The organism is Silvania confinis, from assembly GCF_025564085.1.
Classification (GTDB): Bacteria; Pseudomonadota; Gammaproteobacteria; order Enterobacterales; family Enterobacteriaceae; genus Enterobacter; species Enterobacter confinis.
Genome location: NZ_JAMGZJ010000064.1, coordinates 17551 through 40813 on the forward strand (window position 1 = coordinate 17551; position 23263 = coordinate 40813).

At 57.2% G+C, this 23263-nt stretch carries 24 protein-coding genes; 12 read left to right on the forward strand and 12 right to left on the reverse strand.

The features are described from left to right. The first annotated feature begins 170 nt into the window (after positions 1–170). From yihX to fabY, 4 genes are read left to right on the forward strand one after another with little or no spacing between them, the layout of a single operon-like run. Positions 171–770 carry a glucose-1-phosphatase gene (gene yihX / locus M8013_RS02285; protein WP_271266216.1) on the forward strand — a complete coding sequence of 200 codons (600 nt, stop codon included), beginning with the start codon at positions 171–173 and terminating at the stop codon, positions 768–770. Next, on the forward strand, positions 764–1645 hold the full coding sequence (locus M8013_RS02290) for a virulence factor BrkB family protein (RefSeq protein ID WP_271266217.1): 882 nt from the start codon (positions 764–766) through the stop codon (positions 1643–1645). The genes yihX and M8013_RS02290 overlap by 7 nt, the downstream gene beginning before the upstream one ends. Next, complete coding sequence (dtd, locus tag M8013_RS02295; protein ID WP_271266218.1) at positions 1642–2079, forward strand: D-aminoacyl-tRNA deacylase; 438 nt, start codon at positions 1642–1644, stop codon at positions 2077–2079. Before M8013_RS02290 ends, dtd begins: the two co-directional genes overlap by 4 nt. Positions 2080–2123: 44 nt before the next feature. Beyond that, positions 2124–3065 (forward strand): fatty acid biosynthesis protein FabY, encoded by a 942-nt coding sequence (gene fabY / locus M8013_RS02300; RefSeq protein WP_271266219.1) that lies wholly within the window; start codon positions 2124–2126, stop codon positions 3063–3065. A 19-nt stretch (positions 3066–3084) separates the two neighbouring features. Here fabY and M8013_RS02305 read toward each other — a convergent pair whose 3' ends face one another. Next, positions 3085–3999 (reverse strand): alpha/beta hydrolase, encoded by a 915-nt coding sequence (locus M8013_RS02305; RefSeq protein WP_271266220.1) that lies wholly within the window; start codon positions 3997–3999, stop codon positions 3085–3087. A 200-nt stretch (positions 4000–4199) separates the two neighbouring features. Here M8013_RS02305 and M8013_RS02310 point away from each other — a divergent pair, with 200 nt between their 5' ends. Then, on the forward strand, positions 4200–4442 hold the full coding sequence (locus M8013_RS02310; RefSeq protein WP_271266221.1) for a ribbon-helix-helix domain-containing protein: 243 nt from the start codon (positions 4200–4202) through the stop codon (positions 4440–4442). Between the two features lie 2 nt (positions 4443–4444). Beyond that, a complete protein-coding gene (locus M8013_RS02315) occupies positions 4445–4816 on the forward strand; it encodes a type II toxin-antitoxin system VapC family toxin (RefSeq protein ID WP_271266222.1) in 372 nt (123 codons plus the stop codon). 39 nt (positions 4817–4855) lie between these two features. Here M8013_RS02315 and fdhE read toward each other — a convergent pair whose 3' ends face one another. The 4 genes from fdhE to fdnG are packed head-to-tail and all read right to left on the reverse strand — an operon-like array spanning position 4856 to position 10379. Beyond that, a complete protein-coding gene (gene fdhE, locus M8013_RS02320) occupies positions 4856–5785 on the reverse strand; it encodes a formate dehydrogenase accessory protein FdhE (protein ID WP_271266223.1) in 930 nt (309 codons plus the stop codon). Beyond that, positions 5782–6417 carry a formate dehydrogenase cytochrome b556 subunit gene (gene fdoI / locus M8013_RS02325; protein WP_271266224.1) on the reverse strand — a complete coding sequence of 212 codons (636 nt, stop codon included), beginning with the start codon at positions 6415–6417 and terminating at the stop codon, positions 5782–5784. Before fdoI ends, fdhE begins: the two co-directional genes overlap by 4 nt. Then, positions 6414–7316 carry a formate dehydrogenase subunit beta gene (gene fdxH, locus M8013_RS02330; protein WP_271266225.1) on the reverse strand — a complete coding sequence of 301 codons (903 nt, stop codon included), beginning with the start codon at positions 7314–7316 and terminating at the stop codon, positions 6414–6416. Before fdxH ends, fdoI begins: the two co-directional genes overlap by 4 nt. A gap of 12 nt (positions 7317–7328) precedes the next feature. Continuing rightward, positions 7329–10379: a formate dehydrogenase-N subunit alpha gene (fdnG, locus tag M8013_RS02335; protein WP_271266226.1), complete on the reverse strand. Its 3051-nt coding sequence runs from the start codon at positions 10377–10379 to the stop codon at positions 7329–7331. A gap of 428 nt (positions 10380–10807) precedes the next feature. Between fdnG and fdhD the strand changes: the two genes are divergently transcribed. Then, positions 10808–11593, forward strand: coding sequence for a formate dehydrogenase accessory sulfurtransferase FdhD (fdhD, locus tag M8013_RS02340; protein ID WP_418939520.1), 786 nt, complete (start codon positions 10808–10810; stop codon positions 11591–11593). A gap of 113 nt (positions 11594–11706) precedes the next feature. Then, complete coding sequence (locus tag M8013_RS02345) at positions 11707–11919, forward strand: YdgH/BhsA/McbA family protein (RefSeq protein WP_271266228.1); 213 nt, start codon at positions 11707–11709, stop codon at positions 11917–11919. 42 nt (positions 11920–11961) lie between these two features. Here the strand turns inward: M8013_RS02345 and M8013_RS02350 are convergent, their stop codons facing one another. Together M8013_RS02350 and M8013_RS02355 are read right to left on the reverse strand one after the other, a co-directional pair. After that, complete coding sequence (locus tag M8013_RS02350; protein ID WP_271266229.1) at positions 11962–12285, reverse strand: AzlD domain-containing protein; 324 nt, start codon at positions 12283–12285, stop codon at positions 11962–11964. Further along, positions 12285–12944 (reverse strand): AzlC family ABC transporter permease, encoded by a 660-nt coding sequence (locus tag M8013_RS02355; RefSeq protein WP_271266230.1) that lies wholly within the window; start codon positions 12942–12944, stop codon positions 12285–12287. Before M8013_RS02355 ends, M8013_RS02350 begins: the two co-directional genes overlap by 1 nt. 101 nt (positions 12945–13045) lie before the next feature. On the opposite strand from M8013_RS02355, the gene M8013_RS02360 reads away from it, so the two are divergent. From M8013_RS02360 to M8013_RS02375, 4 genes are all read left to right on the forward strand, one after another. Continuing rightward, entirely contained in the window at positions 13046–13594 is a 549-nt protein-coding gene (locus M8013_RS02360; protein ID WP_271266231.1) for a helix-turn-helix domain-containing protein, read from the forward strand. A 20-nt stretch (positions 13595–13614) separates the two neighbouring features. Then, positions 13615–14610 carry a LacI family DNA-binding transcriptional regulator gene (locus M8013_RS02365; protein WP_271266232.1) on the forward strand — a complete coding sequence of 332 codons (996 nt, stop codon included), beginning with the start codon at positions 13615–13617 and terminating at the stop codon, positions 14608–14610. 104 nt (positions 14611–14714) lie between these two features. Further along, complete coding sequence (locus M8013_RS02370) at positions 14715–16838, forward strand: alpha-galactosidase (RefSeq protein WP_271266233.1); 2124 nt, start codon at positions 14715–14717, stop codon at positions 16836–16838. A gap of 44 nt (positions 16839–16882) precedes the next feature. Beyond that, complete coding sequence (locus tag M8013_RS02375) at positions 16883–18157, forward strand: MFS transporter (RefSeq protein WP_271266234.1); 1275 nt, start codon at positions 16883–16885, stop codon at positions 18155–18157. On the opposite strand, the gene rhaM is transcribed toward M8013_RS02375, so the two are convergent. The 5 genes from rhaM to M8013_RS02400 are packed head-to-tail and all read right to left on the reverse strand — an operon-like array spanning position 18145 to position 23173. Continuing rightward, entirely contained in the window at positions 18145–18459 is a 315-nt protein-coding gene (gene rhaM / locus M8013_RS02380; RefSeq protein ID WP_271266235.1) for an L-rhamnose mutarotase, read from the reverse strand. The two genes, M8013_RS02375 and rhaM, sit on opposite strands and share 13 nt — an antisense overlap. Next, entirely contained in the window at positions 18456–19604 is a 1149-nt protein-coding gene (fucO, locus tag M8013_RS02385) for a lactaldehyde reductase (protein WP_271266236.1), read from the reverse strand. The genes rhaM and fucO overlap by 4 nt, the downstream gene beginning before the upstream one ends. A gap of 58 nt (positions 19605–19662) precedes the next feature. After that, positions 19663–20667 carry an ABC transporter permease gene (locus M8013_RS02390; protein WP_271266237.1) on the reverse strand — a complete coding sequence of 335 codons (1005 nt, stop codon included), beginning with the start codon at positions 20665–20667 and terminating at the stop codon, positions 19663–19665. Then, entirely contained in the window at positions 20664–21668 is a 1005-nt protein-coding gene (locus M8013_RS02395) for an ABC transporter permease (protein WP_271266238.1), read from the reverse strand. Before M8013_RS02395 ends, M8013_RS02390 begins: the two co-directional genes overlap by 4 nt. Then, the gene (locus M8013_RS02400; protein ID WP_271266239.1) at positions 21668–23173 is read right to left on the reverse strand and encodes a sugar ABC transporter ATP-binding protein; all 1506 of its coding nucleotides are present in this window, start codon (positions 23171–23173) and stop codon (positions 21668–21670) included. Before M8013_RS02400 ends, M8013_RS02395 begins: the two co-directional genes overlap by 1 nt. Between the last annotated feature and the right edge of the window lie 90 nt (positions 23174–23263).

Below are 23263 nucleotides of genomic sequence, written 5' to 3' on the forward strand. Positions count from 1 at the left end.
TATCGTCGTCCCAGCGACGAGCAACCAGCAGGTTAACGCCTTCCGTTTAACAACCCGACTCACGCTGCGTCGGGTTTTTTATTTCTCTTTCTCTAAGCGGAATCCGGCGCATAGCCAAAGTGTATCTTTCCCGCTAAAGTTAATTCTTCATGGCGCAAAGGGAGATAAACATGCTTTATATCTTTGACTTAGGAAATGTCATCGTCGATATCGACTTCAACCGCGTGCTGGGGAGCTGGAGTGATTTCAGTCGCGTTCCGCTGGCAACGCTAAAGCAAAGCTTCACGATGGGGGAGGCTTTCCATCAGCATGAGCGCGGTGAGATTTCTGATGAGGTTTTTGCCGAAAAGCTCTGTCACGAGATGGATCTGCCGCTCAGCTATGAACAATTTGCCCACGGCTGGCAGGCGATCTTTGTCGGTATTCGTCCTGAAGTGATTGCCATCATGCACAAACTGCGCGAGCAGGGGCATCGTGTGGTGGTGCTGTCTAATACCAACCGTCTGCACACCACCTTCTGGCCAGATGAATACCCCGACGTGAAAGCGGCGGCGGATAAAATCTATCTTTCCCAGGAGATGGGGATGCGCAAGCCGGAAGCGCGAATCTATCAGGCTGTGCTGCAGGCTGAAGGATACCCGGCGGCCGATGCGGTCTTTTTCGATGATAACGCCGATAATATAGAGGGTGCTAACACGTTGGGAATAACGTCAATTCTGGTGACCGGAAAACAGACAATCCCCGACTACTTTGCGAAGCAGTTATGCTAAAAACCGTTCATCAAAAAGCCAGCCATCATACCAGGCCACTGCGTGCGTGGCTAAAACTGCTCTGGCACCGCATCGATGAGGACAACATGACCACCCTGGCAGGTAACCTTGCCTACGTGTCATTGTTGTCCCTGGTGCCGCTGGTGGCGGTGATCTTTGCCCTTTTTGCCGCCTTTCCGATGTTTGCCGACGTCAGTTTGCAGCTGCGACATTTCGTGTTTGCCAACTTTATCCCTGCAACCGGGGATGTCATTCAGAATTACATCGAGCAGTTTGTCGCTAACTCCAGCAAGATGACAGCAGTCGGGTCGATTGGATTGATCTTCACGGCGCTGCTGCTTATGTATGCCATTGATAGCGCGCTCAATACCATCTGGCGCAGCAAAAAAGCGCGACCGAAAGTGTACTCCTTTGCCGTCTACTGGATGATATTAACGCTGGGTCCGTTGCTGGCCGGGGCAAGCCTGGCCATCAGTTCCTATCTGCTGTCGCTGCGCTGGGCCAGCGATCTCGACAGTGTGATTGACGACGTGCTGCGTATCTTCCCGCTGATCCTGTCCTGGCTCTCATTCTGGCTGCTCTACAGCGTCGTCCCCACCACGCGCGTACCCAACCGGGATGCGGTAATTGGGGCGCTGGTGGCTGCGCTGCTGTTCGAACTGGGCAAGAAAGGGTTTGCGCTTTACATCACCATGTTCCCCTCTTACCAGCTGATTTATGGCGTGCTGGCGGTGATCCCCATTTTATTCCTCTGGGTTTACTGGACGTGGTGTATCGTCTTGCTTGGTGCGGAAATTACTGTCACTCTCGGGGTATACCGCGAGCTAAAAAAAGCTGCAGAAGACGAAAGACAACGAGAAACAGATCAACCATGATTGCATTAATTCAGCGCGTAACCCGTGCCAGCGTCACCGTGGAGGGAGAGGTGACGGGTGAAATTGACGCGGGACTTTTAGTCTTGTTAGGTGTCGAAAAGGATGACGACGAGCAAAAAGCCAACCGTTTATGCGAACGCGTGCTGGGTTACCGTATCTTCAGCGATACGGAAGGCAAAATGAACCTCAATGTTCAGCAGGCGGGTGGCAGCCTGCTGGTGGTTTCGCAGTTTACCCTGGCGGCAGATACCGAACGCGGCATGCGCCCGGGCTTCTCGAAAGGGGCTGCGCCGGATCGGGCAGAGGCGTTATACGAATACTTTGTTGAACGCTGCCGCCAACAAGAAATGCATACACAGACCGGACGATTCGCTGCTGATATGCAGGTTTCGCTGGTGAACGATGGCCCTGTCACCTTCTGGTTACAGGTATGAGCGAACTGACGGCATTGTCGCGGGTAACCAGAGAGAGTACAGCTATGTATCACCTTCGCGTACCGCAAACGGAAGAAGAATTAGATCTCTACTACCATTTCCGCTGGGAAATGCTGCGTAAGCCCCTGCATCAACCACAAGGGTCTGAGCGCGACGCCTGGGATGCCATGGCGCATCACCAGATGGTGATGGACGAAGAGGGCAACCTGGTTGCCGTGGGGCGGTTGTACATCAATGCGGATTACGAAGCCTCGATTCGCTTTATGGCGGTGCACCCTTCCGTGCAGGATAAAGGGCTGGGCACGCTGATTGCGATGACGCTGGAGTCTGTTGCTCGCCAGGAGGGCGTTAAGCGCGTGACCTGTAGTGCGCGCGAAGATGCCGTCGAGTTCTTCGGCAAGCTCGGTTTCGTGAATCAAGGTGAAATCACCACCCCGCAAACCACTCCGATCCGCCACTTTCTGATGATCAAACCGATCGCCTCACTGGATGATATTCTGCATCGCGCCGACTGGTGCGGTCAGTTGCAGCACGCCTGGTATCAGCACATTCCGCTGAGCGAGAAGATGGGCGTGCGCATTCAGCAGTATACCGGGCAGAAATTTATCACCACCATGCCGGAAATTGGCAATCAGAATCCGCACCATACCCTGTTCGCCGGCAGCCTGTTCTCACTGGCGACGCTGACGGGCTGGGGGCTTATCTGGCTGATGCTGCGTGAGCGCCACCTTGGCGGCACCATCATCCTGGCCGATGCCCATATCCGTTACAGCCGCCCGATCACCGGAAAGCCGAGCGCGATTGCGGATTTAGGCTCCCTGGGCGGCGATCTCGACCGCCTGGCGCGAGGACGTAAAGCCAGGGTTCAGATGCAGGTAGAGCTTTTCGGCGACGACAAATCCGGTGCGATTTTCGAAGGCACTTATCTCGTTCTCCCGGCGAAGCCGTACGGCGCGTATGAAGAAGGTGGGAACGAGGAGGAGTAGCTTCAGCGAGCCCGGTGCATTACCGGGCTGTGCTCACTCGCCATGCGATATCTTTCATCACATCTCTGGCTGACTGGCTGATATCGGCCAGTTGAAAGAACCCGTGGATCACGCCCTGCCATCGCTGAGCAGTACACACCACGTTCTGCTCTGTCAACCTCTTAAAGAGAGCCTCGCCCTCATCACATAGCGGATCAAACTCAGCAGTAATAATGTGTACGGGCGGTAGACCGCTAAAATCATCACGCCATAGCGGACTGGCTTCTGGATGTTGGCGTTCGGTTGTAGCCAGATACATTTCGTAGCCGCTGAGTAGCGCATCGCGAGTGATGACATAATCCAGGCCATTGCGGGTATAACTCTCAAAGAACGCTGTGGCATCAAGCATGGGATAAATAAGAATAAGCTGCGCGGGTAGCCATGTTCCTGCAGCTTTAAGCCGTAATGACGTCACCAGCGCCAGATGGCCACCAGCACTGTCTCCGCACAGTGTGAGACGATGTTTATCTGCGCCAAAAAATTCTGCATATTGCCTGACCAGATTAGCGCCTTTCTCCGCGTCATCATGCGCAGCAGGAAAGGTATGCTCGGGAGCTAACCGGTACTGAACCGCAATGACCCGACAGTTACCGTAGAATGCCAGTTGGCGGAGCTGATTATCATGGGTATTAAAGCCACCGCTGATAAAACAGCCGCCGTGATAGTAAATAACTGCAGGAAGTGTTTCTGGTGCATTGAGTGGTGAAAATACGCAGAAGACGATGCCTTCCAATTCGAGCGTTTCCACTTTTACACGTGTCTCCATTTTTCCGGCAAGTACTCTGCTGGCAACGTACCCTGCCCGCCGAAGATCAATATTCTGATTCCGAGCAGAAGGCCGCCCTGCTGCAATAAAATCCTGAACCAGCTTATCAATACCCTTTTCCAATGCCATAAAACTATCTCTTTATCTGTATGGATATACAGTCTTATAACTGGATTTTATACAGATGAAAACAGAGGATTCAGGTTGGGATGAGATTATGGAAAGTGGCTCGCAAAATTAAAAACTGTCGTTCTAATGTGCTTCAACCCTAAATTGTTTGGGTGTATTTTGCCTGAAAATTAACCGTCGATGATATACTAAGGTGATATATGAGTGTTTTGGCGGATCTTGATATGGGTAGAATACTGATCGATTTGTCTGATGATGTTATTCAACGACTGGATAACCTGAAACAACTGCGTAACAAGCCGCGTGCCGAATTGCTGCGAGAGGCCATTGAGCTATATCTGGAGCAGCAGAACGCTTCAGTGATCCGCGATGCGCTTGGCCTGTGGGGTAATCAGCAAGAAGATGGGCTGGAGTATGAACGTAAACTCCGTGAGGAGTGGTAATCATGGAGCACACGGCAGTGTTTGATACCAATATTCTCATCGACCTCTTTAATAATCGCATGGAGGCTGCGGATGCGATTGAACGCACGGCATCACATCGGGCGATCAGTCTCATCACCTGGATGGAAGTCATGGTGGGTGCACGTAAGCACGGTCATGAAGCCAAAACGGCGGCAGTGATGGGTGCTTTTGAGATTATCGACGTGTCGCGAGAGATTGCGGAAAGAAGTGTATCACTTCGCGAGAAGCACGGGATGAAACTTCCCGACGCCATCATCCTGGCGACTGCCCAGAGCAGAAATTGCGCGTTAATTTCACGAAATACCAAAGACTTTGCGGGGATTGCAGGCGTGGTTTCACCCTATCATTTGTAGGCCGGGCAAGCACACGCTGCCCGGCACTCTTGCCGAAGGCTACTCCCCTTCACCCGGGAACAGGAACGGGTTGATCGAGCTGCGGGCAAAGCCCTCTTGCTCCATGCGCGCGTCCAGCACCAGGGTGGCGAGATCGTCAGCGACGGCTTCCACTTTCGGGTCTTTTTCCTGATACAAAATCTTCAGGTAAGTGCCGCAATCGCCGCAGCTTTCGGCTTTCACCGACGACTGCTCGTTCTCCAGCGACCAATAGTTCAGATCGCGGGATTGCTCGCAATTACTGCATTTAACGCGCACCACGTGCCATTCGGTTTCGCACAGGTTGCAGTGCAGATAGCGCAGGCCCTGTTTAGAACCGATTTGCACGACGCTTGAGACCGGCATCGAACCGCAAACCGGACAGAACTGACGTGCTTCACCGTATTCGGCTCGCGCTTTACCGGGGATCAGGCTGGCCATTTGCGCCCAGTAAAGCGACAGGGCCGCCCAGATGAACGGCGCTTTATCGCTGCTGACGGAAGCAAAGTCGGCGGCAAACAGCGCGCTTGCCATCAGCTCCAGCTCCTGCTCAGAGGCTTTCTCAAGATTCTCTATAACCGACAGTGCCGGGCCGCTCATCTCGGGTTTTAGCTCAGCGATCAGCGAATGCAGCAGCGTCTGCCAGTGCTTGTCGCGCGGCAGAACGTGGATATCCAGCGGCGGTTTGCCCTGCACGTTCGCCTCTTTAATGCGCGCGGTCAGGTCCATTTGCAGTGGATGGTCGTACAGCACCACTTCCTGCGCGTGGGCGATAAGTCCGGCAAAGCGCAGGAAATCGCCGAGGGGATTATCCTCTGCCAGCTCGCGCAGACGTTCAGCGCGGCGGTTGTAGAGGTTTTTCAGTCTGGGGAACAGAAGCGGCGGAATAGATTCCGCCGTGCGTTTCTCGCTCGAACCCAGCTCATCTTGCGGGATTATGCGAATACTCATTCAGATGGCTTATCCTGTTTCTGGCGGACTTCCCGGTACCAGCGCGGGTGATGTTTCTTCGCCCACGACTTAGTCACCCATCCTTCCACCATCGCGGTAATGGTGCCTTTCACCCAGAGGGCGGCGTAAATATGCACCATGATAACCACAATTAACGCCACTGCGGCAAATGAATGCAGCATTAACGCAAATCGGATCACCGGGATTGAGAAAGCAGGCGCAAAATACGGACGCCAGATGATCACCCCGCTCACCAACAGCAGTACCAGGAAAATAATCGCCGCCCAGAATACGCATTTCTGGCCGAAGTTATAGCGTCCGGTATCGCCCACTTCCTCGTTGACGATGATCTTACGAATATTCTTCGCCCAAAAGATATCCTCCCGATTGATTAGGTTGTGGTGCCAGTAGCGGAAAAACATGATGATGAACGAAGCAAACATCACCACCCCGACGAACGGGTGCAGGATGCGTGCCAGCTGTGGTGTACCGAGGATCTGCATCAGCCAGTTGAAGGAAGGGAAGAAGAACCCCAGCCCGCTTATCGCCGCCAGCATGAAGCAGAAGGCGGTGACCCAGTGGTTGATACGCTCCGGCGCCGTATAGCGCACGATGGTGTCACGTCTTTTCATTTGCGCACCTCGTCTTTCTCTTCATGCAGGTTGTCTTCCTCTTCGTCTGCGCGGTTAGGACCGACACCGACATAGTGGAAGATACTGGCGGCGAATGTGGCGGCAAAACCGACCGCTGCCAGCGGCTTCCAGATCCCTTTCCAGAACTTAACCGTGGCGCTGATTTCCGGGTTCTCCGGCAAGCCGTGATACAGATTCGGCTTGTCGGCGTGGTGTAGCACGTACATCACGTGCGTACCGCCAACCCCGGCCGGATCGTACAGGCCCGCGTTGTCGTAACCCCGGGTTTTCAGCTCGCTTACGCGCTCGCCTGCCAGCGTTTTCATGTCCTCTTTGGAGCCAAAATAAATGGCGCCGGTAGGGCAGGTTTTAACGCAGGCCGGTTCCTGGCCGACGGTCACACGGTCGACGCACAGCGTACATTTGTAGACGCGGTTGTCTTCCGGGTTCAGGCGCGGCACGTCGAACGGACAGCCCGCAATGCAGTAGCCGCAGCCAATGCACTGCTCAGACTGAAAATCGACGATGCCGTTGGCATACTGAATGATTGCACCTTCCGCCGGGCAGGCCTTCAGGCAGCCCGGATCCGCGCAGTGCATGCAGCCGTCTTTGCGGATCAGCCACTCCAGTTTGTCGTTCTGTTCCACTTCCGAGAAGCGCATCACCGTCCAGGATTTGGCGGTCAGATCGGCGGGGTTATCGTAAACCCCGACGTTGTGACCCACTTCATCTCGCAGATCGTTCCATTCGGAACAGGCGACCTGACAGGCTTTGCAGCCAATACAGGTGGTGACGTCGATAAGCTTCGCCACCTCCAGCTGGTGGTCCCGCGCCTGCGGCGCGGGGGTCAGTCCGTTAGTCGCGGAGCGACGAATAATGTCTTGCGATTGATAAGCCATAAGTCGTCTCCGTTACACCTTTTCCACGTTTACGAGGAAAGCTTTGAACTCCGGCGTCTGCGTATTCGCATCACCGACGAACGGCGTCAGGGTATTGGCGATAAACCCTTTCTTCGCCACCCCTTCATAACCCCAGTGGATCGGAATGCCGATGGTATCCACCTCCTGACCGTGTACCTTCAGGGTGCGGATACGCTTGGTCACCACTGCCTTGGCTTTGATGTAGCCACGGTTAGAGGAGACTTTCACCGTATCGCCTTGCGCAATGCCGAGCTTGTTCGCCAGCTTCTCGCCGATCTCCACGAACTGTTCCGGCTGCGCGATAGCGTTAAGCAGCGCGTGCTTGGTCCAGTAGTGGAAATGCTCGGTCAGACGGTAAGTGGTGCCGACATACGGGAACTTGTCTTTTTTGCCCAGCGCCTCGAAATCACCTTTAAAGATACGGGCAGCCGGGTTGGAGACCACGTTCGGGTGCAGCGGGTTAGTGCCCAGCGGCGTCTCAAACGGCTCGTAATGTTCCGGGAACGGCCCTTCTGCCATCTTATCGATCGCAAACAAGCGTCCCATCCCTTCCGGCTGCATGATAAACGGCCCGACGTCGCTGCCAGGCGCAGAGGCGTTGTAGTCCGGAATATCCACGCCGCCCCACTTCGCGCCGTCCCATTTCAGGAGCTGGCGCTTCGGATCCCACGGTTTACCCTGTGGATCGGCGGAGGCGCGGTTATAGAGGATGCGGCGGTTCAGCGGCCACGCCCATGCCCAGCCCAGCGTATTGCCGAGGCCCGACGGGTCGGCGTTATCGCGGTTGGCCATCTGGTTGCCTTTTGGCGTCCAGCTTCCGGCGAAGATCCAGCAGCCGCTCGAGGTGGTGCCGTCGTCGCGCAGATGGGCAAAGGTGCTGATCTGCTCGCCTTTCTTCGCCAGCACGGTGCCGGTGGCCGGGTCGATAATATCTGCCAGCGCTTTGCCGTTGCTCTCCATCGCCACTTCTTCTGGCGCCGGGTTGTCCGGGGTCGAGTAGTTCCAGGTCATGCTCAGAACCTGTTCCGGATTCGCGCCGCCCTGTGCCGCATACATCTTACGCAGACGTAAGAAGATACCGGCCAGGATCTCGCCGTCGTTCATGGCGATGCCTGGGGCGTCTGCGCCTTTCCAGTGCCACTGCAGCCAGCGACCGGAGTTAACGATAGAGCCGTTCTCTTCGGCGAAGCAGGTCGACGGCAGACGGAACACTTCGGTCTGGATTGTTGACGGGTCAACGTCGTTCGATTCGCCGTGGTTCTGCCAGAAGGTCGAGGTCTCGGTATTAAGCGGGTCAATCGTTACCAGGAACTTCAGTTTCGACAGGGACGCCACCACCTTGTTCTTGTTCGGGAACGAGGCTACCGGGTTAAAGCCTTGACACAGATAGCCGTTGACCTGGCCCTGGTTCATCATCTCGAAATACTGCAGAACGTCGTAACCTTTATCCCACTTCGGCAGTAAGTCGTAGCCCCAGCTGTTCTCGGCCGTCGCTTTATCGCCATAAAAGGCTTTCATCATTGAGACGAAGAATTTCGGGTAGTTACCCCAATAGTTAACCTGACCTTCCAGCAGCGGTTTCGGCGTGTTGGCGGTGAGGTAGGTCTGGAGATCGGCCTGCTTCTCGCTTGGCAGGGTCATGTAACCGGTCAGGCTCTGCGACAGCAGGCCGATGTCGGTTAAACCCTGAATGTTGGAGTGACCGCGCAGGGCGTTGACGCCGCCGCCGGCCATCCCCATGTTGCCGAGCAGCAGCTGAACCATCGCCATGGTGCGGATGTTCTGCGCGCCGACGGAGTGCTGCGTCCAGCCCAGCGCATACAGGAACGATGCGGTTTTATCGTGAACGCTGGTTTCGGCGATGTACTCGCATACCTTCAGGAAGTCGGCCTTCGGCGTGCCACAGATGTTCTCTACGACATCCGGCGTGTAGCGGGAGACGTGCGTTTTCAGCAGGTTCCATACACAGCGCGGGTGGGTCAGGGTAGTATCGCGTTTCGCAAAGCCGTTTTCATCCAGCTCGTAGTTCCAGCTGGTTTTATCGTATTTGCGTTTTTCGGCGTCATAACCGCTGAACAGGCCATCGTCGAAGCTGTAGTCCTCACGCACGATCAGGCTGGCGTTGGTGTAGGCCTCGGTGTATTCACGGTTATATTTTTCGTTAGTCAGCAGGTACAGCAGTACGCCTGACAGGAAAGTGATGTCAGTACCGGAACGAATTGGAGCATAGAAGTCGGCGACCGATGCCGTACGCGTAAAGCGCGGATCGATAACAATCAGCTTCGCGCCATTGTGGATTTTGGCTTCCATCGCCCAGCGGAATCCCACCGGATGCGCTTCTGCCGCGTTTCCACCCATCACGACGATGAGGTTGGCGTTTTTGATGTCGACCCAGTGGTTGGTCATCGCACCGCGACCAAATGTTGGAGCAAGACTTGCTACCGTTGGTCCGTGTCAGACACGCGCCTGGTTGTCGACCGCGAGCATGCCGAGTGCGCGCGTAAATTTCTGGGTTAAATAACCGGTTTCGTTACTGGAGGCAGAGGCACACAGCATCCCGGTGGAGAGCCAGCGGTTAACGGTGACGCCGTCAGCGTTCTGGGCGACAAAGTTGGCATCGCGGTCTTCTTTCATCAGCTTAGCGATGCGATCAAACGCCTCGTCCCAGCCAATTTGCTGCCATTTATCGGAGCCTGGCGCACGATATTCAGGGAACTTCAGGCGGCTTTCTGAGTGAATGAAGTCCACCAGACCGGCCCCTTTCGGGCACAGCGCACCGCGGTTGACCGGGTGATCCGGGTCGCCTTCGATATGAGTAATAGATGCTTTAGCGTTTTTCGCGCCGTCGCCGAGGCTATACATTAACAGCCCACAACCGACAGAGCAGTACGTACAGGTGTTACGGGTTTCGCGGGTGCGCAGCAGTTTGTACTGCCGTGTTTCCGCCAGCGCTACGCCTGGAGCAAAGCCCAGTGCCGCTGCCGTTGTGCCTGCCATACCGCCAGCGCAGATCTTAAAGAACTGCCTTCTGCTGACCTGCATGGGTCACTCCTTGTTTCGACATTGCAACCATATAATTTTTCTTTGCGCTTAAATAATAGACGCAAAGATGACGAATTTATGAATTCCCTCATTTCCATAAGGGATATGATTCAGAATACCACAATGTCGGTAGGCCTGTTTGAATGAAGTTAAAACAACGTGAACAAAATCTATGCAGATGAAGTGAAAAATGTGAGGAATGTCAATTTATTACCCTTGCATGTTACGAGTCTGTAGCGATATTTTCAGGCCCTCCCTCGCAAGGGGTAAGTCATTAGCACAAGCATCTGCACCAAAAATTGATCCATACTATGCGCAAGGCCTGCTGTTTGTGCTGCAATAGCGGGCTTAATTGCGAAGTCGCTCAGGATCAGGTCGTGCCAAAACTCAATCGTGAAACCCCATCCCATTCCTTGCCTGTTGGCGTCGTGACCTGCGAGGTGCGCCGGCCCCCGCAGCTTTCACAGCCGATCCCGGACTGGCTGGCGCAGGAAGTGCCCGTGGCGCTGGTGTATAACGGGATCTCACACGTAGTAATGATGGCTTCGCCCAAGGATCTGACGCAGTTTGCCATCGGCTTTTCCCTCTCCGAAGGCATCATCGACCATCCGCAGGAGATCTACGGCATGGAAGTGGTGCAGGTCTGTAATGGACTGGAAGTGCAGATTGAACTCTCCAGCCGTCGCTTTATGGGATTGAAAGAGCGGCGCCGCGCGCTGGCCGGACGCACCGGCTGCGGGGTCTGCGGCGTGGAGCAACTGAACGACATTGGCAAACCCATTACGCCGCTGCCCTTTAGCCAGACGTTTACCCTCGCGAATCTCGACGTGGCGCTGGAGACGCTTCATACCGTCCAGCCGATTGGTCAGTTGAGCGGGTGCACGCATGCGGCGGCCTGGATCCTGCCGTCGGGCGAGATTGCGGGTGGGCATGAGGATGTCGGCAGGCATGTCGCGCTGGATAAACTGCTGGGTCGCCGGGCGGGTGAAAGTGAGATATGGCAGCAGGGGGCGGCGCTGGTCTCGAGCCGGGCCAGCTACGAGATGGTCCAAAAAGCGGCGATGTGCGGAGTGGAGATCCTGTTTGCGGTCTCGGCTGCCACGACGCTGGCCGTCGAGGTGGCGGAACGCTGCAACCTGACGCTGGTGGGATTCTGCAAGCCGGGGAGAGCCACAGTGTATACCCATCCACAGCGTTTAATTGTTGATCAGTAATTTTGAATGATTTCGGCAAATCCTTCCGCTTTTAGTTGTCATTGATGAGGCCTATTATTATCACATCAAGGCGAAACGCCTTATCCAAACAACTAACTTGAAGGATTTACATCATGAAAAACATCAAAACTTTTGTCGCAGTTATCGCTCTGGCCGCTTCTTTTGGTTCTTTCGCAGCGCAGACTGTTACCGCATCTGCCAGCACCATTGATGGCGCTGAAGCTAAAATTGCCGCTCAGGCCCAGCAGGAAGGCGCATCGTCCTACACCATTACTCAGGCATTCTCGGGTAACCGCGTGCACATGACCGCTGAACTAAACAAATAAGTTAACAAGCATCTGTCGAAAGAGCGCCCCCGGGGCGCTTTTTTAGTTTATACCCGCCAGACGTAACAGCGCCGTCACCACCGCCGCTGCGACGATCACAATAATCAACGGCACCTTGCGCCAGGCAAGGAACACGGCAAAAGCCACCCCCAGCACGCGCGCCATCCCGGCAAAATGCTCCCCTTCATAAAAGGTCGTCGCCAGTGCAACCGAAAACAGCAGCACGGTTGCGGCATCCGACAGCAGCGCTTGCAAACGTTCGGACAGCGCTAACCGGCTGCCCAGTTTGGCGCCACCGAGGCGCATCAGATAGGTTCCGGTGGATAAAATAACGATGCCGAGAATAAAGACGGTCATGTTTTCCATTATTTTTTCCTCGCCGCCAGACCCAGTAACGAAAGCAGCACCGGCAGGCCCACCGGGGCAAAGGGCACGGCGGCCAGCGACAGCGCGGCACCGCTGCAAGCGCGGATAAGCGTGGTGCGGTTTTTAAAGGCGGGCACCACTAAGGCCAGTAAAATCGCCGGGAATACCGCATCCAGACCGATGGTTTCGGGCGCGGGCAGCAGCTTGCCGACTAACGCCCCCAGCATCGTGCCTAACGGCCAGATAATCGCTACACCCAGACCGCAGAGCCAGTACGCGGCTTTTCGCTGTTCCAGCGTTTTTTGCGACAGGCCAAACACCACGCTTTCGTCGTTCATAATGTGGCAACCCAGCAGGCTCAGACCGCGTTTACCCACCAGTTCACGCACCGTCACGCCAAAGGGCACATGGCGGGCATTGACCAGTAACCCGGCCGCCGCCGCGGCAAGCGGGTTCCCGCCGCTGGCGACAATGCCGATAAACATAAATTCGGATGCCCCCGCCAGCACGGAAACCGACAGCACAAACGGCACCCACAGCGGGAAGCCATACGCCATCGCCAGCGAGCCGTAGGACATGCCCACCACACCCACCGCCAGACACACCAGCACAATCGCCTTGATGGTGTCGCCTTTAAGACTTGAAAGAGAATGCTTCATACACTGTTAGCCATATCGAACGAATATCCATTATAATGAACGCATCAATATCGTTTTACAAGATGAACGATTCGTTCGATTTATAGAACAGAGGCCGTTTTATGACGCAGCCAATTAGCGTGATCGCCAAAAGCCTGGTGCGGGAACGTCTGCGGACCGGACTTTCGCTGGCGGAAATCGCCCGCCGCGCCGGGATCGCCAAATCCACGCTGTCGCAGCTTGAGTCCGGTAACGGCAACCCCAGCCTCGAAACGCTCTGGTCGCTGTGCGTGGCGTTAGGCATCCCCTTTGCCCGCTTGCTTGAGCCACAGCAGCCCACGACCCAGGTGATCCGCCGTGGCGAAGGGACAAAAGTGATTGCCGAGCAGGCAAACTTTGAAGCCATTTTGTTAGCGAGCTGCCCCCCGGGTGCGCGACGTGATATCTACATGCTGATGGCGCAGCCGGGTGCGGATCGTATTTCTCATCCGCATACGACGGGGGCGGTTGAGCACATTATTGTGACCCAGGGTCGGGCGCTGGTTGGCCTGACGGACGCGCCGGAAGAGCTGGGGGAAGGGGACTACATTTGCTATCCCGCCGATCAGCCGCATATTTTTAAAGCCCTTGAGCGCGATACCTGTGCGCTGATGGTTGCTGAACAAAACTAACGAGTCAGACACGGATAATCATGTCGCTTAAAGCCATTGCCAAAGAACTGGGACTGTCGGTTACCACAGTCAGCCGCGCCCTGAACGGCTACGATGACGTCTCCCGCGAGACGCGCGCCCGCGTAGAAGCCGAAGCCCAGCGCCGTGGCTATCGTCCGAACACCTTCGCTCGCCGCCTGAAGATGGGCAAAATCGACGCCGTGGGGCTGGTGTTTCCGGTGCATCCTGTTCCGCTCAATAACAGCGTTTTTATGGACATGGTCGGCGAAATTAGCCACGAACTGGCGCGACATGAGATCGATTTACTGCTAATTGCCGACGACGATCTGGCTAACAAACACAGCTATATGCGGATGGTGCAAAGCCGCCGCGTGGATGCGCTGATCGTGGCCCACACCCTGGACAACGATCCGCGTCTCGAACAGCTGCAGGCCGCCGGGTTCCCGTTCCTCGCGCTCGGGCGTAGCCATTTGCCGGAGCCGTATGCGTGGTTCGATTTTGATAACTATGCCGGAACCTACCAGGCGACGCGGCGTCTTATCGCGCGCGGGCATCAGCGCATCGCCCTGTTAGGGGAAAGCAACAACCAGGCGTTTATTACCCAGCGCCGCCAGGGCTACCTCGATGCCCTGCACGAGGCGGGGCTCTCCAGCGAATGGCTGTGTATCATGCCGCCGTCGCGCCGCGCGGGGTACACCACCACTCAGGCACTGCTGGCAAGGGATGTAGCGCCAACGGCGATCGTCACCGACTGCAACACCCACGGCGACGGTGCCGCGATGGCACTGGCGCAGATGGGGCGCTTAACGGGCGAAAACGCCGTTTCGCTGGTGGTTTACGACGGCCTGCCACAGGACAGCATTGTCGACATCGATGTGGCAGCAGTGATCCAGTCCACCCGCGAAGGCGTCGGGAAACAGATCGCCGACATGGTGCGGCAGCTCATTAACGGCGACGACATCAGTCAGCTTCAGGTGCTGTGGCAACCAGAATTCTCCCCAGGCCAGACGGCATAAATTTCCCTATTTTCTAAACCCGATCACAAATCCGAAACGTTTTGGTTTCTATCCGAAACGTTTCGGATCAACACTCAGGACATCCCGACGACAGGAGATGTCCGATGCACGATTCAATTTTACGAATTACCAGCGAAACGGTAGATGTGGTTATTAAAACTCACCCGTTCGGCGAAATTCTTTACTGGGGGCCGCACCTTCGCTACTTTTCACCACAAGATGCCGCCACGTTGTCCCGTCCGGTCGCCAACGGCAGGCTGGATGTCGACTTGCCGGTGACGCTGATGGCGGAGCTTGCCCACGGCCTGTTTGGTGCGCCGGGTATTGAGGGCCACCGCCAGGGGCTCGACGGCTCGCCGCAGTTCCGCACCGTTGCGGTCTCGCAGGAGGGGCAAACCCTGACCCTGACGGCAGAAGATGACCACGCAGGCCTGCGCTTAGCCAGCGAAATTGCGCTGGACGACAGCGGTGTGCTGGTGGTTCGCCACGGCCTGACCAACCTTAAGAGCCAGCCGTGGCAGGTGGATCGCCTGGCCGTCACCCTGCCGCTGGCGGAACGTTCGCGCGAAGTGATGGCGTTCCATGGCCGCTGGATCCGTGAATTCCAGCCGCATCGTCTGCTGCTGGAGCACGACAGTTTTGTTATCGAAAACCGTCGCGGCCGCTCCTCCCACGAGCACTTCCCGGCGTTGATCAGCGGCACGGCAGGCTTTAGCGAAATGGCGGGTGACGTCTGGGGCGTTCACCTCGGCTGGAGCGGCAACCACCGCCTGCGCGCGGAGGCCAAAACCGACGGCCGCCGCTACCTGCAGGCCGAAGCGCTGTATCTGCCGGGCGAAATGAACCTGCAGGAGGGCGAAACCCTGTGGACGCCGCGCCTGTACGCCAGCTATTCGGCACAGGGGCTGAACGGCATGAGCCAGCAGTTCCACCGCTATCTGCGCGATAACCTCATTCGCTTCCCGGAGAACAAACCGCGCCCGGTGCATCTCAACACCTGGGAGGGGATCTACTTTAATCACGACCCGGAATACATCATGCGGATGGCCGAAGAAGCGGCCACGCTGGGGGTGGAGCGCTTTATCATCGACGACGGCTGGTTCAAAGGACGTAATGACGACCACCGCGCGCTGGGCGACTGGACTCTCGACGAGAAAAAATACCCTAACGGCCTGATGCCGGTGATCAATCACGTCAAAAACCTCGGCATGGAGTTTGGCATCTGGGTTGAACCGGAAATGATTAGCCCGGATTCGGATCTGTATCGCGCTCATCCTGACTGGGTGCTGGGGCTGCCGGGATACGCCCAGGCGACCGGTCGTCATCAGCTGGTGATGAACCTGAATATTCCACAAGCCTTTGATTATATTCTGGAACGCATGAGCTGGCTGCTGGGTGAACACCCGGTGGACTATGTGAAGTGGGATATGAACCGCGAGCTGGTGCAGCCTGGTCATCACGGTAAAGCCGCCGCCGACGCCCAGACCCGCCAGTACTACCGCCTGCTGGATATCCTCGGCGAGCGCTTCCCGCAGGTGGAGTTTGAATCCTGCTCCTCCGGCGGTGGGCGCATTGATTATGAAGTGCTGACCCGCTGCCACCGCTTCTGGGCTTCCGACAACAACGACGCGCTGGAGCGCAACACCATTCAGCGCGGGATGAGCTATTTCTTCCCGCCGGAGGTGATGGGCGCGCATATCGGTCATCATAAATGCCACGCGACTTTCCGCCAGCACAGCATTGCATTCCGCGGCCTGACGGCGCTGTTTGGCCATATGGGGCTGGAGCTGGATCCGCTGAGCGTGGATCAGCATGAGCGCGACGGCTACCGCCACTATGCGGCGCTGCACAAGCAGTGGCGCGAAGTGATTCACCACGGCACCCAGTGGCGCGTGGATATGCCCGATGCCACTACTCTGGCGCAAGGTATAGTGAGTGACGATAAGAAGCAGGGGCTGTTTATTGTCAGCCAGCTGGCGATGCCGGATTACACCCTGATGATGCCGCTGCGCATGCCGGGGCTGGAGGCCAACGCCCAGTACCGCATCACGCTGCTCGATCACCCGAATATCCGTCTGACCGGTGAAGGCGGCCACACCATGCGCAAGCTGCCGGCGTGGATGGAGGCTCCGCAAACGGTGAGCGGCGAATGGCTGATGCAGGCGGGACTTGCGCTGCCGATTCTGGATCCGGAAACCGCCATTCTGATTGGCGTTGAACGCGTATAAGGCCAATGGGCCGGGCAACCGGCCCTCAGTTGAGGATAAAAATAATGAACACGACTGCCTGTACCCACAAAGACAACCCTAACTTCTGGATCTTCGGGACATTCTTCTTTCTCTACTTCTTCATTATGGCGACCTGCTTTCCGTTCCTGCCGATCTGGCTGTCGGATATCATCGGCCTGAATAAAACCCATACCGGGATCGTCTTCTCCTGCATTTCGCTGTCTGCCATTGCGTTCCAGCCGGTGCTGGGAGTGGTATCTGACAAGCTGGGGCTGAAGAAACACCTGCTGTGGATTATCGCCGTTCTGCTGTTCTTTTTTGCCCCCTTTTTCCTCTACGTCTTCGCCCCGCTGCTGAAAGTCAGCATCTGGCTCGGGGCGCTGAGCGGTGGGTTGTATATCGGTTTTGTCTTCTCGGCGGGCGCCGGGGCGATCGAGGCCTACATCGAACGCGTAAGCCGTAACAGCTTCTTTGAATACGGTAAGGCGCGGATGTTCGGCTGCCTGGGCTGGGGGCTGTGTGCCTCCACCGGCGGGGTGCTGTTCAGTATCGATCCGTCGTATGTTTTCTGGATGGGATCGGCGGCGGCGTTGCTGCTGATGTTGCTGCTGGTGGTGGCCAAACCGAAGCCTAACCAGACCGCACAGGTGATGGGGGCGTTAGGCGCTAACCAGTCGCAGATCACCGTCAAAACCGTGATTAACCTGTTCCGCCAGCGCAAAATGTGGATGTTCGTTTTGTATGTGATTGGCGTGGCCTGCGTCTACGACGTGTTCGATCAGCAGTTTGCCACCTTCTTTAAAACCTTCTTCGCCACGCCGGAGGAAGGCACCCGGGCATTTGGTTTTGCGACCACCGCCGGGGAGATTTGCAATGCCATTATCATGTTCTGCTCACCGTGGATCATTAACCGTATCGGTGCCAAAAATACGCTGCTGATTGCCGGGTTGATTATGGCGACGCGCATTATCGGCTCGTCGTTTGCCACTACGGTTGCGGAAGTGATTGCCCTGAAAATGCTGCATGCGCTGGAAGTACCGTTCCTGCTGGTGGGCGCGTTCAAATACATTACCGGCGTCTTTGATACCCGCCTGTCGGCCACCATCTACCTGATTGGCTTTAACTTTGCCAAACAGCTGGCGGCGATCTTCCTTTCGGCCTTTGCCGGGAATATGTATGACCGGATCGGCTTCCAGGATACGTATCTGATGCTGGGCTGTTTTGTACTGGCAGTGACGGCGGTGTCGGCCTTTACGTTGAGCAGCAAGCGGGATATCGCTGCCGCGAGCGCGGCAGCGTTAACACATCAGGCCAGGTAAAACACCTCTTGCAGCCCGGTGCTCACCGGGCTGTTGTCCGGGTTCGACGGCATCACGTCACCCATGTGCTTCCACCAGCGCTGGCAGACGTCGGTATTCGCTACCGCGTTCCAGCGCTCCTCCGATTCAATCTCCACCGTGGCGAACAGCAGGTTGCGTTCTTTATCCAGCCAGATGGCGTAGTGGTGCGCGCCGTGGTCTTTCAGCACCGCTTCCAGTTCCGGCCAGATGGGGGTGTGACGCCGCTGGTACTCCTCGTGGGCATCGGGGTTTACCTGCATCACAAAGGCTTTGCGGATCATAAGGCCTCCAGATACAGCTCGCGCACCTCGTCGCGGCTGGCGGTGCGCGGGTTGCATGGCGCACATGGGTCGGCGAGGGCTTTATCCAGCCAGCCTTCGATATCGGCCTGGGTGACGCCCAGTTTGCTGAAGCCAGATGGAATGCCGACGCGGGTGCTCAGGGCGCGGATGGCATTGATCGCCTCCATGCTTGCCACTTCATCGCTCATCTCACGGGTATCAACGCCCATCGCCTGCGCCACGCGGGCAAACCGTGCGACGGCGTTCGGGCGATTAAAGTTTTCGATGATCGGCAGCAGGATGGCATTGCAGACGCCGTGCGGCAGGTTGTGCGTGGCACCCGGTTGGTGGGCCAGGGCGTGCACCAGGCCCAGTCCGGCGCTGTTAAATGCCATCCCCGCCAGGTACTGTCCAAAGGCCATTTGCTCGCGGGCCTCGAGGTTGTGCCCGTTGTCGACGGCGTGGGGCAGCCACTGGGTAATTAAGCGAATCGCCTCCAGCGCGTTGGCATCGGTCAGCGGGTGCGCGCCGACGGACACATAGGCTTCGATGGCGTGGGTCAGGGCATCCATCCCGGTGGCGGCGGTGACGGAGGCCGGAATATCCAGCATCACGCTGGCATCGTCCACGGCGATATCCGGGATGATGTTCGGGTCGATAATCACCTCTTTCACCTGACGGTCAGTGTCGATGATCACGGCGTTGCTGGTCATCTCCGCCGCCGTTCCGGCGGTGGTGTTAATGGCCACCAGCGGCACGCCGGCGTTTTTCACTTTGCCGACCCCGGAGTAGGCGGTGGAAGGACCCGGATTGGCGGTCAGGATTTTAATCGCTTTGGCGGTATCAATCGGGCTGCCGCCGCCGAAGGCAATGAGGTAATCGCACTGCGCGGCCTGGTAAGCGGCATAGCCTTTTTGCACCAGCGCTTCCGTTGGGTTCGGGAACACCTCGTCGAACAGGTGATACGACATCTGCTTCTCATCCAGCGCGGCAAACAGGCTGTCGAGCAGGCCCATTTTTACCAGCTGGCCGTCGGTGACGATCAGCGCGGTGCCCCACTGTTTGCTTGCGACCAGATTCACCATATCGCCGATTGCGCCCGCGCCGTGCAGGCTGATTTTAGGAAGCGCCAACATAAAGCTCATGATAATTCTCCTTAATTACGTTGATTTTTATGCCCGGCGGCGCTGCGCCGCCCGACATTTAGATCCGTCTTCGCTGCATAATCCGGCGGGTGATAATCGGCAGGGAGATCACCACAATCAGCATCGCGCCGATAATCACCGACATCACAATGCCCGGCACGTTGAGCAGGCTCAGGCCGAAGGTCACCAGCCCCATCAGGAAGGCGGCGATAATCACGCCGACCATGCTGCCGGAACCGCCGAGGATATTCACACCACCCAGGACCGCCATGGTCACCACCGCCAGCTCCCAGCCCATCGCGATGGTCGGGCGGGTACTGCCCAGACGCGAGGTGAGCAGCACCGACGCCAGTCCCGCCATCAGCCCCACCAGCGCAAACAGGATCAGGTTGTGGCGTTTGACGTTAATACCGGAATACCACGCGCCGGTCGGGTTATTGCCGATGGCGTAGGTGCGGCGGCCGAAGTTGGTGCGATGCAGCACGAAGGCAAACAGCAATGCCAGCACGATAAACAGCGCGAACTCAAACGACAGCGCCCCCCAGACGTAGCCTTGTCCAAGCCAGGCAAAGCTTTCCGGGTAGGCGTTCAGCGCCTGGTCGCCGAGCAGAATGTAGGTAATGCCGCGATACAGGCTCATGGTGCCGATGGTGATCACAATCGACGACAGGTTAAAGCGTGTCACCAGCAGGCCGTTGAACAGCCCGCACAGCAATCCGACCCCTAACCCCACGCACACCAGCAGCGGTGTATCCAGCCCGGCCGCCGCGCAAAAGCCCATCACCGTGGAGCTGAGCGCGATGGTGGAGGCCACCGACAGGTCAATTTCACGGGCGATAATCAGCATCGCCATTGGCAGCACGATGATCGCTTTTTCGGTGAAGTTGAACGTGGCATCCGACAGGTTCCAGATATCGAGGAAGTACGGGGAGGCCAGGGCGTTAACCACAAACACCGCCAGCGTTACCGCCAGCAGAAAACCTTCCCAGCACAGCAGGCGCTGGAAAATCCCCGCCGCAGCGGGCCTGCTTTTGATCTCTTCAGACGTCATAATTTTGCTCATGATCTTACCGCCTGTTTCTGGCGTGCCAGCGCCGCGTCGCGCAGGATTAACCGACCTTTACGTTTATTGCCGCGCTCATTGAGCAGCACCGCAATCACGATCACCGTCCCGGAGATGGCCATCTGCCAGAACGGCGACACGCCGATCACCGGCAGGGCATTGTTGATGACCCCAAGGAACAGCGCCCCGCACAGGCAGCCCAGTACCCGACCGGTGCCGCCCATGGTGCTGATGCCGCCGATCACGCAGGCCGCCACCACCTGTAGCTCAAAGCCGTTGGCGACGTCGACATAGGCCACCGCAAAGCGCGAGATCCACAGATAGCCGCAGAATCCAGCCAGCGCCCCGGAGAGGCAGAAGCTGACGAACTGCATTTTGCCGGCGTTGATCCCGGTGTAGTACGCCGCCGTGGCGTTGCCGCCTGCGGTGTAAAGTGCGCGGCCGGTGCGGCTGTAGCGCAGGAAATACCCCACCAGCAGCAGCGCGGCAACGGCGCACCAGCTCAGTACCGGCATCCCCAGCAGTGAGGTACGTGGCAGACCGAGGAAGTCCGCGCCCATCTGGTTGGAGTTGACCCAGCCGCCGCCGGAGAGCAAAAAGATAATCCCGCGGTAGATGCTCATGGTGCCGAGCGTCACCACAATCGCCGGAATACCCATCTTCCACACCAGTAAACCGTTGATCATCCCCATCAGCAGGCCAAGCGCGGTGGCCAGAATCAGCAGCGCCCACACCGGCACGTCGGGGTAGTGGAAGTTAATCAGCGCGACAATCATGCCGGTCAGCGCCAGATTGGCCGCCATCGACAGGTCAATGCCTTTGGTGAGCAGCACCATCATCTGGCCGAGGGCGAGAATAATCAGAATCGAGGTGTCGTTGAACATCTCCACCAGGTTGCCCGGGGCGATAAACGACGGGACGCGCGTGCCGATGGCGATAATCATCAGCACGATCACCGCGGCCAGTAGCGCCTCGCGGTGTTTAAGCAGTTGCTGCACCATTATGCGGCCTCCTGTCTGGCACCGCTGGCGGCGCTGACGATGGTTTCGGCTGTTGCCTCACCCGCCTGATACTCCGCCACCATCAGCCCTTCATGCATGACGATAATCCGGTCGGCCATGCCCATCACTTCCGGCAGTTCGGAGGAGACCATGATCACCGCCAGCCCCTGACCGACCAGCTCAGACATAAACTGATGCACCGCCGCTTTGGAACCGATGTCGATCCCTTTGGTCGGTTCATCCAGAATGATGACGTCCGGGTGGGTCGCCAGCCATTTGCCGATCACCACTTTTTGCTGATTGCCGCCGGACAGCGTTTCAACCGCCTGTTTCCAGCTAAAGGCTTTTACCTGCAGGCGCTTCGCGTATTCATCCGCCAGTTGCCACTCCTGCTCCTCATTCAGCACCCCGTTAGGGTTGAGTTTGCTGAGCTGCGGCAGGCTGATGTTCTGCGCAATCGACAGCTCGATAATCGCCCCCTGTTTTTGCCGCTCTTCGGGCACGCAGACGATCCCGGCTTTGATGGCGTCCGCCGGCTGGCGGAAGTGCTGGGCGTTGCCGTTGAGCACAATATTGCCGGAAGAGGGGCGAGACACCCCGCTCAGGGCCTGCATCAGCTCGGTGCGCCCGGCGCCGACCAGCCCGTAAAAGCCGAGGATTTCGCCTTTGCGGAGGGTGAAAGAGATATTGGCAAACTCAGTTGGATGGCAGAGATCCTGCACTTCCAGCACGGTTGCGCCTTTTTCGCAGGCCACTTTCGGGAAGGTCTGGGTAATGGCGCGCCCGACCATCATCGCCACCATCCGCTCTTCGGTGATGTCGTTGATGGCACCTGCGCCGACAAACACGCCGTCGCGCAGGATGGTGTAGTGATCCGCCAGCTCAAAAATCTCGTCGAATTTATGCGAGATAAACAGGATGGCTTTTCCTTCCTGCTTCAGGCGCTCGACAATCTGGTAAAACTCAAGGATTTCGTGCTGCGACAGGGCGGCGGTCGGTTCATCGAGGATCACCACCTGGGCGTCGAACGACAGCGCACGGGCAATCGCCACCATATGGCGTTGGGCGATGCTCAGGGTTTTGAGCGTCGCACGCGGGTCAATCTGCACCTCCAGACGGGTGAGGATCGCCTGCGCTTTGCGGTGCATTTCCGGCCAGTCGAGCTTCTTGAAAATGCCTTTATGCAGATACTGGCCGACAAAAATATTTTCGGTGACCGACAGCTCATCGAACAGCACGGTCTCCTGGTGAATAGCGGTAATGCCCACCTTATGCGCCGAGTCGGGTGTGGGCAGGTGGATAGGTATCGCTTTGTAGAGGATCTCGCCTTCGTCAGGCTGATAGATGCCGGTCATCACTTTGACCAGCGTGGATTTGCCCGCGCCATTCTCACCGATAAGGGCGGTGACTTTGCCGGGCCACAGCTCGAGCTGCACGTTCTCAAGGGCCCGCACACCGGGGAAAACCTTGGTGATGCCCTGAAGTTGAAGCAGGGGTGTGGACATGATAGTTCTCCAAATGATCCCCTCTCCCCTCGGGAGAGGGTTAGGGTGAGGGGACGTGCGGCCTGATGCCCTCACCCCGGCCCTCTCCCA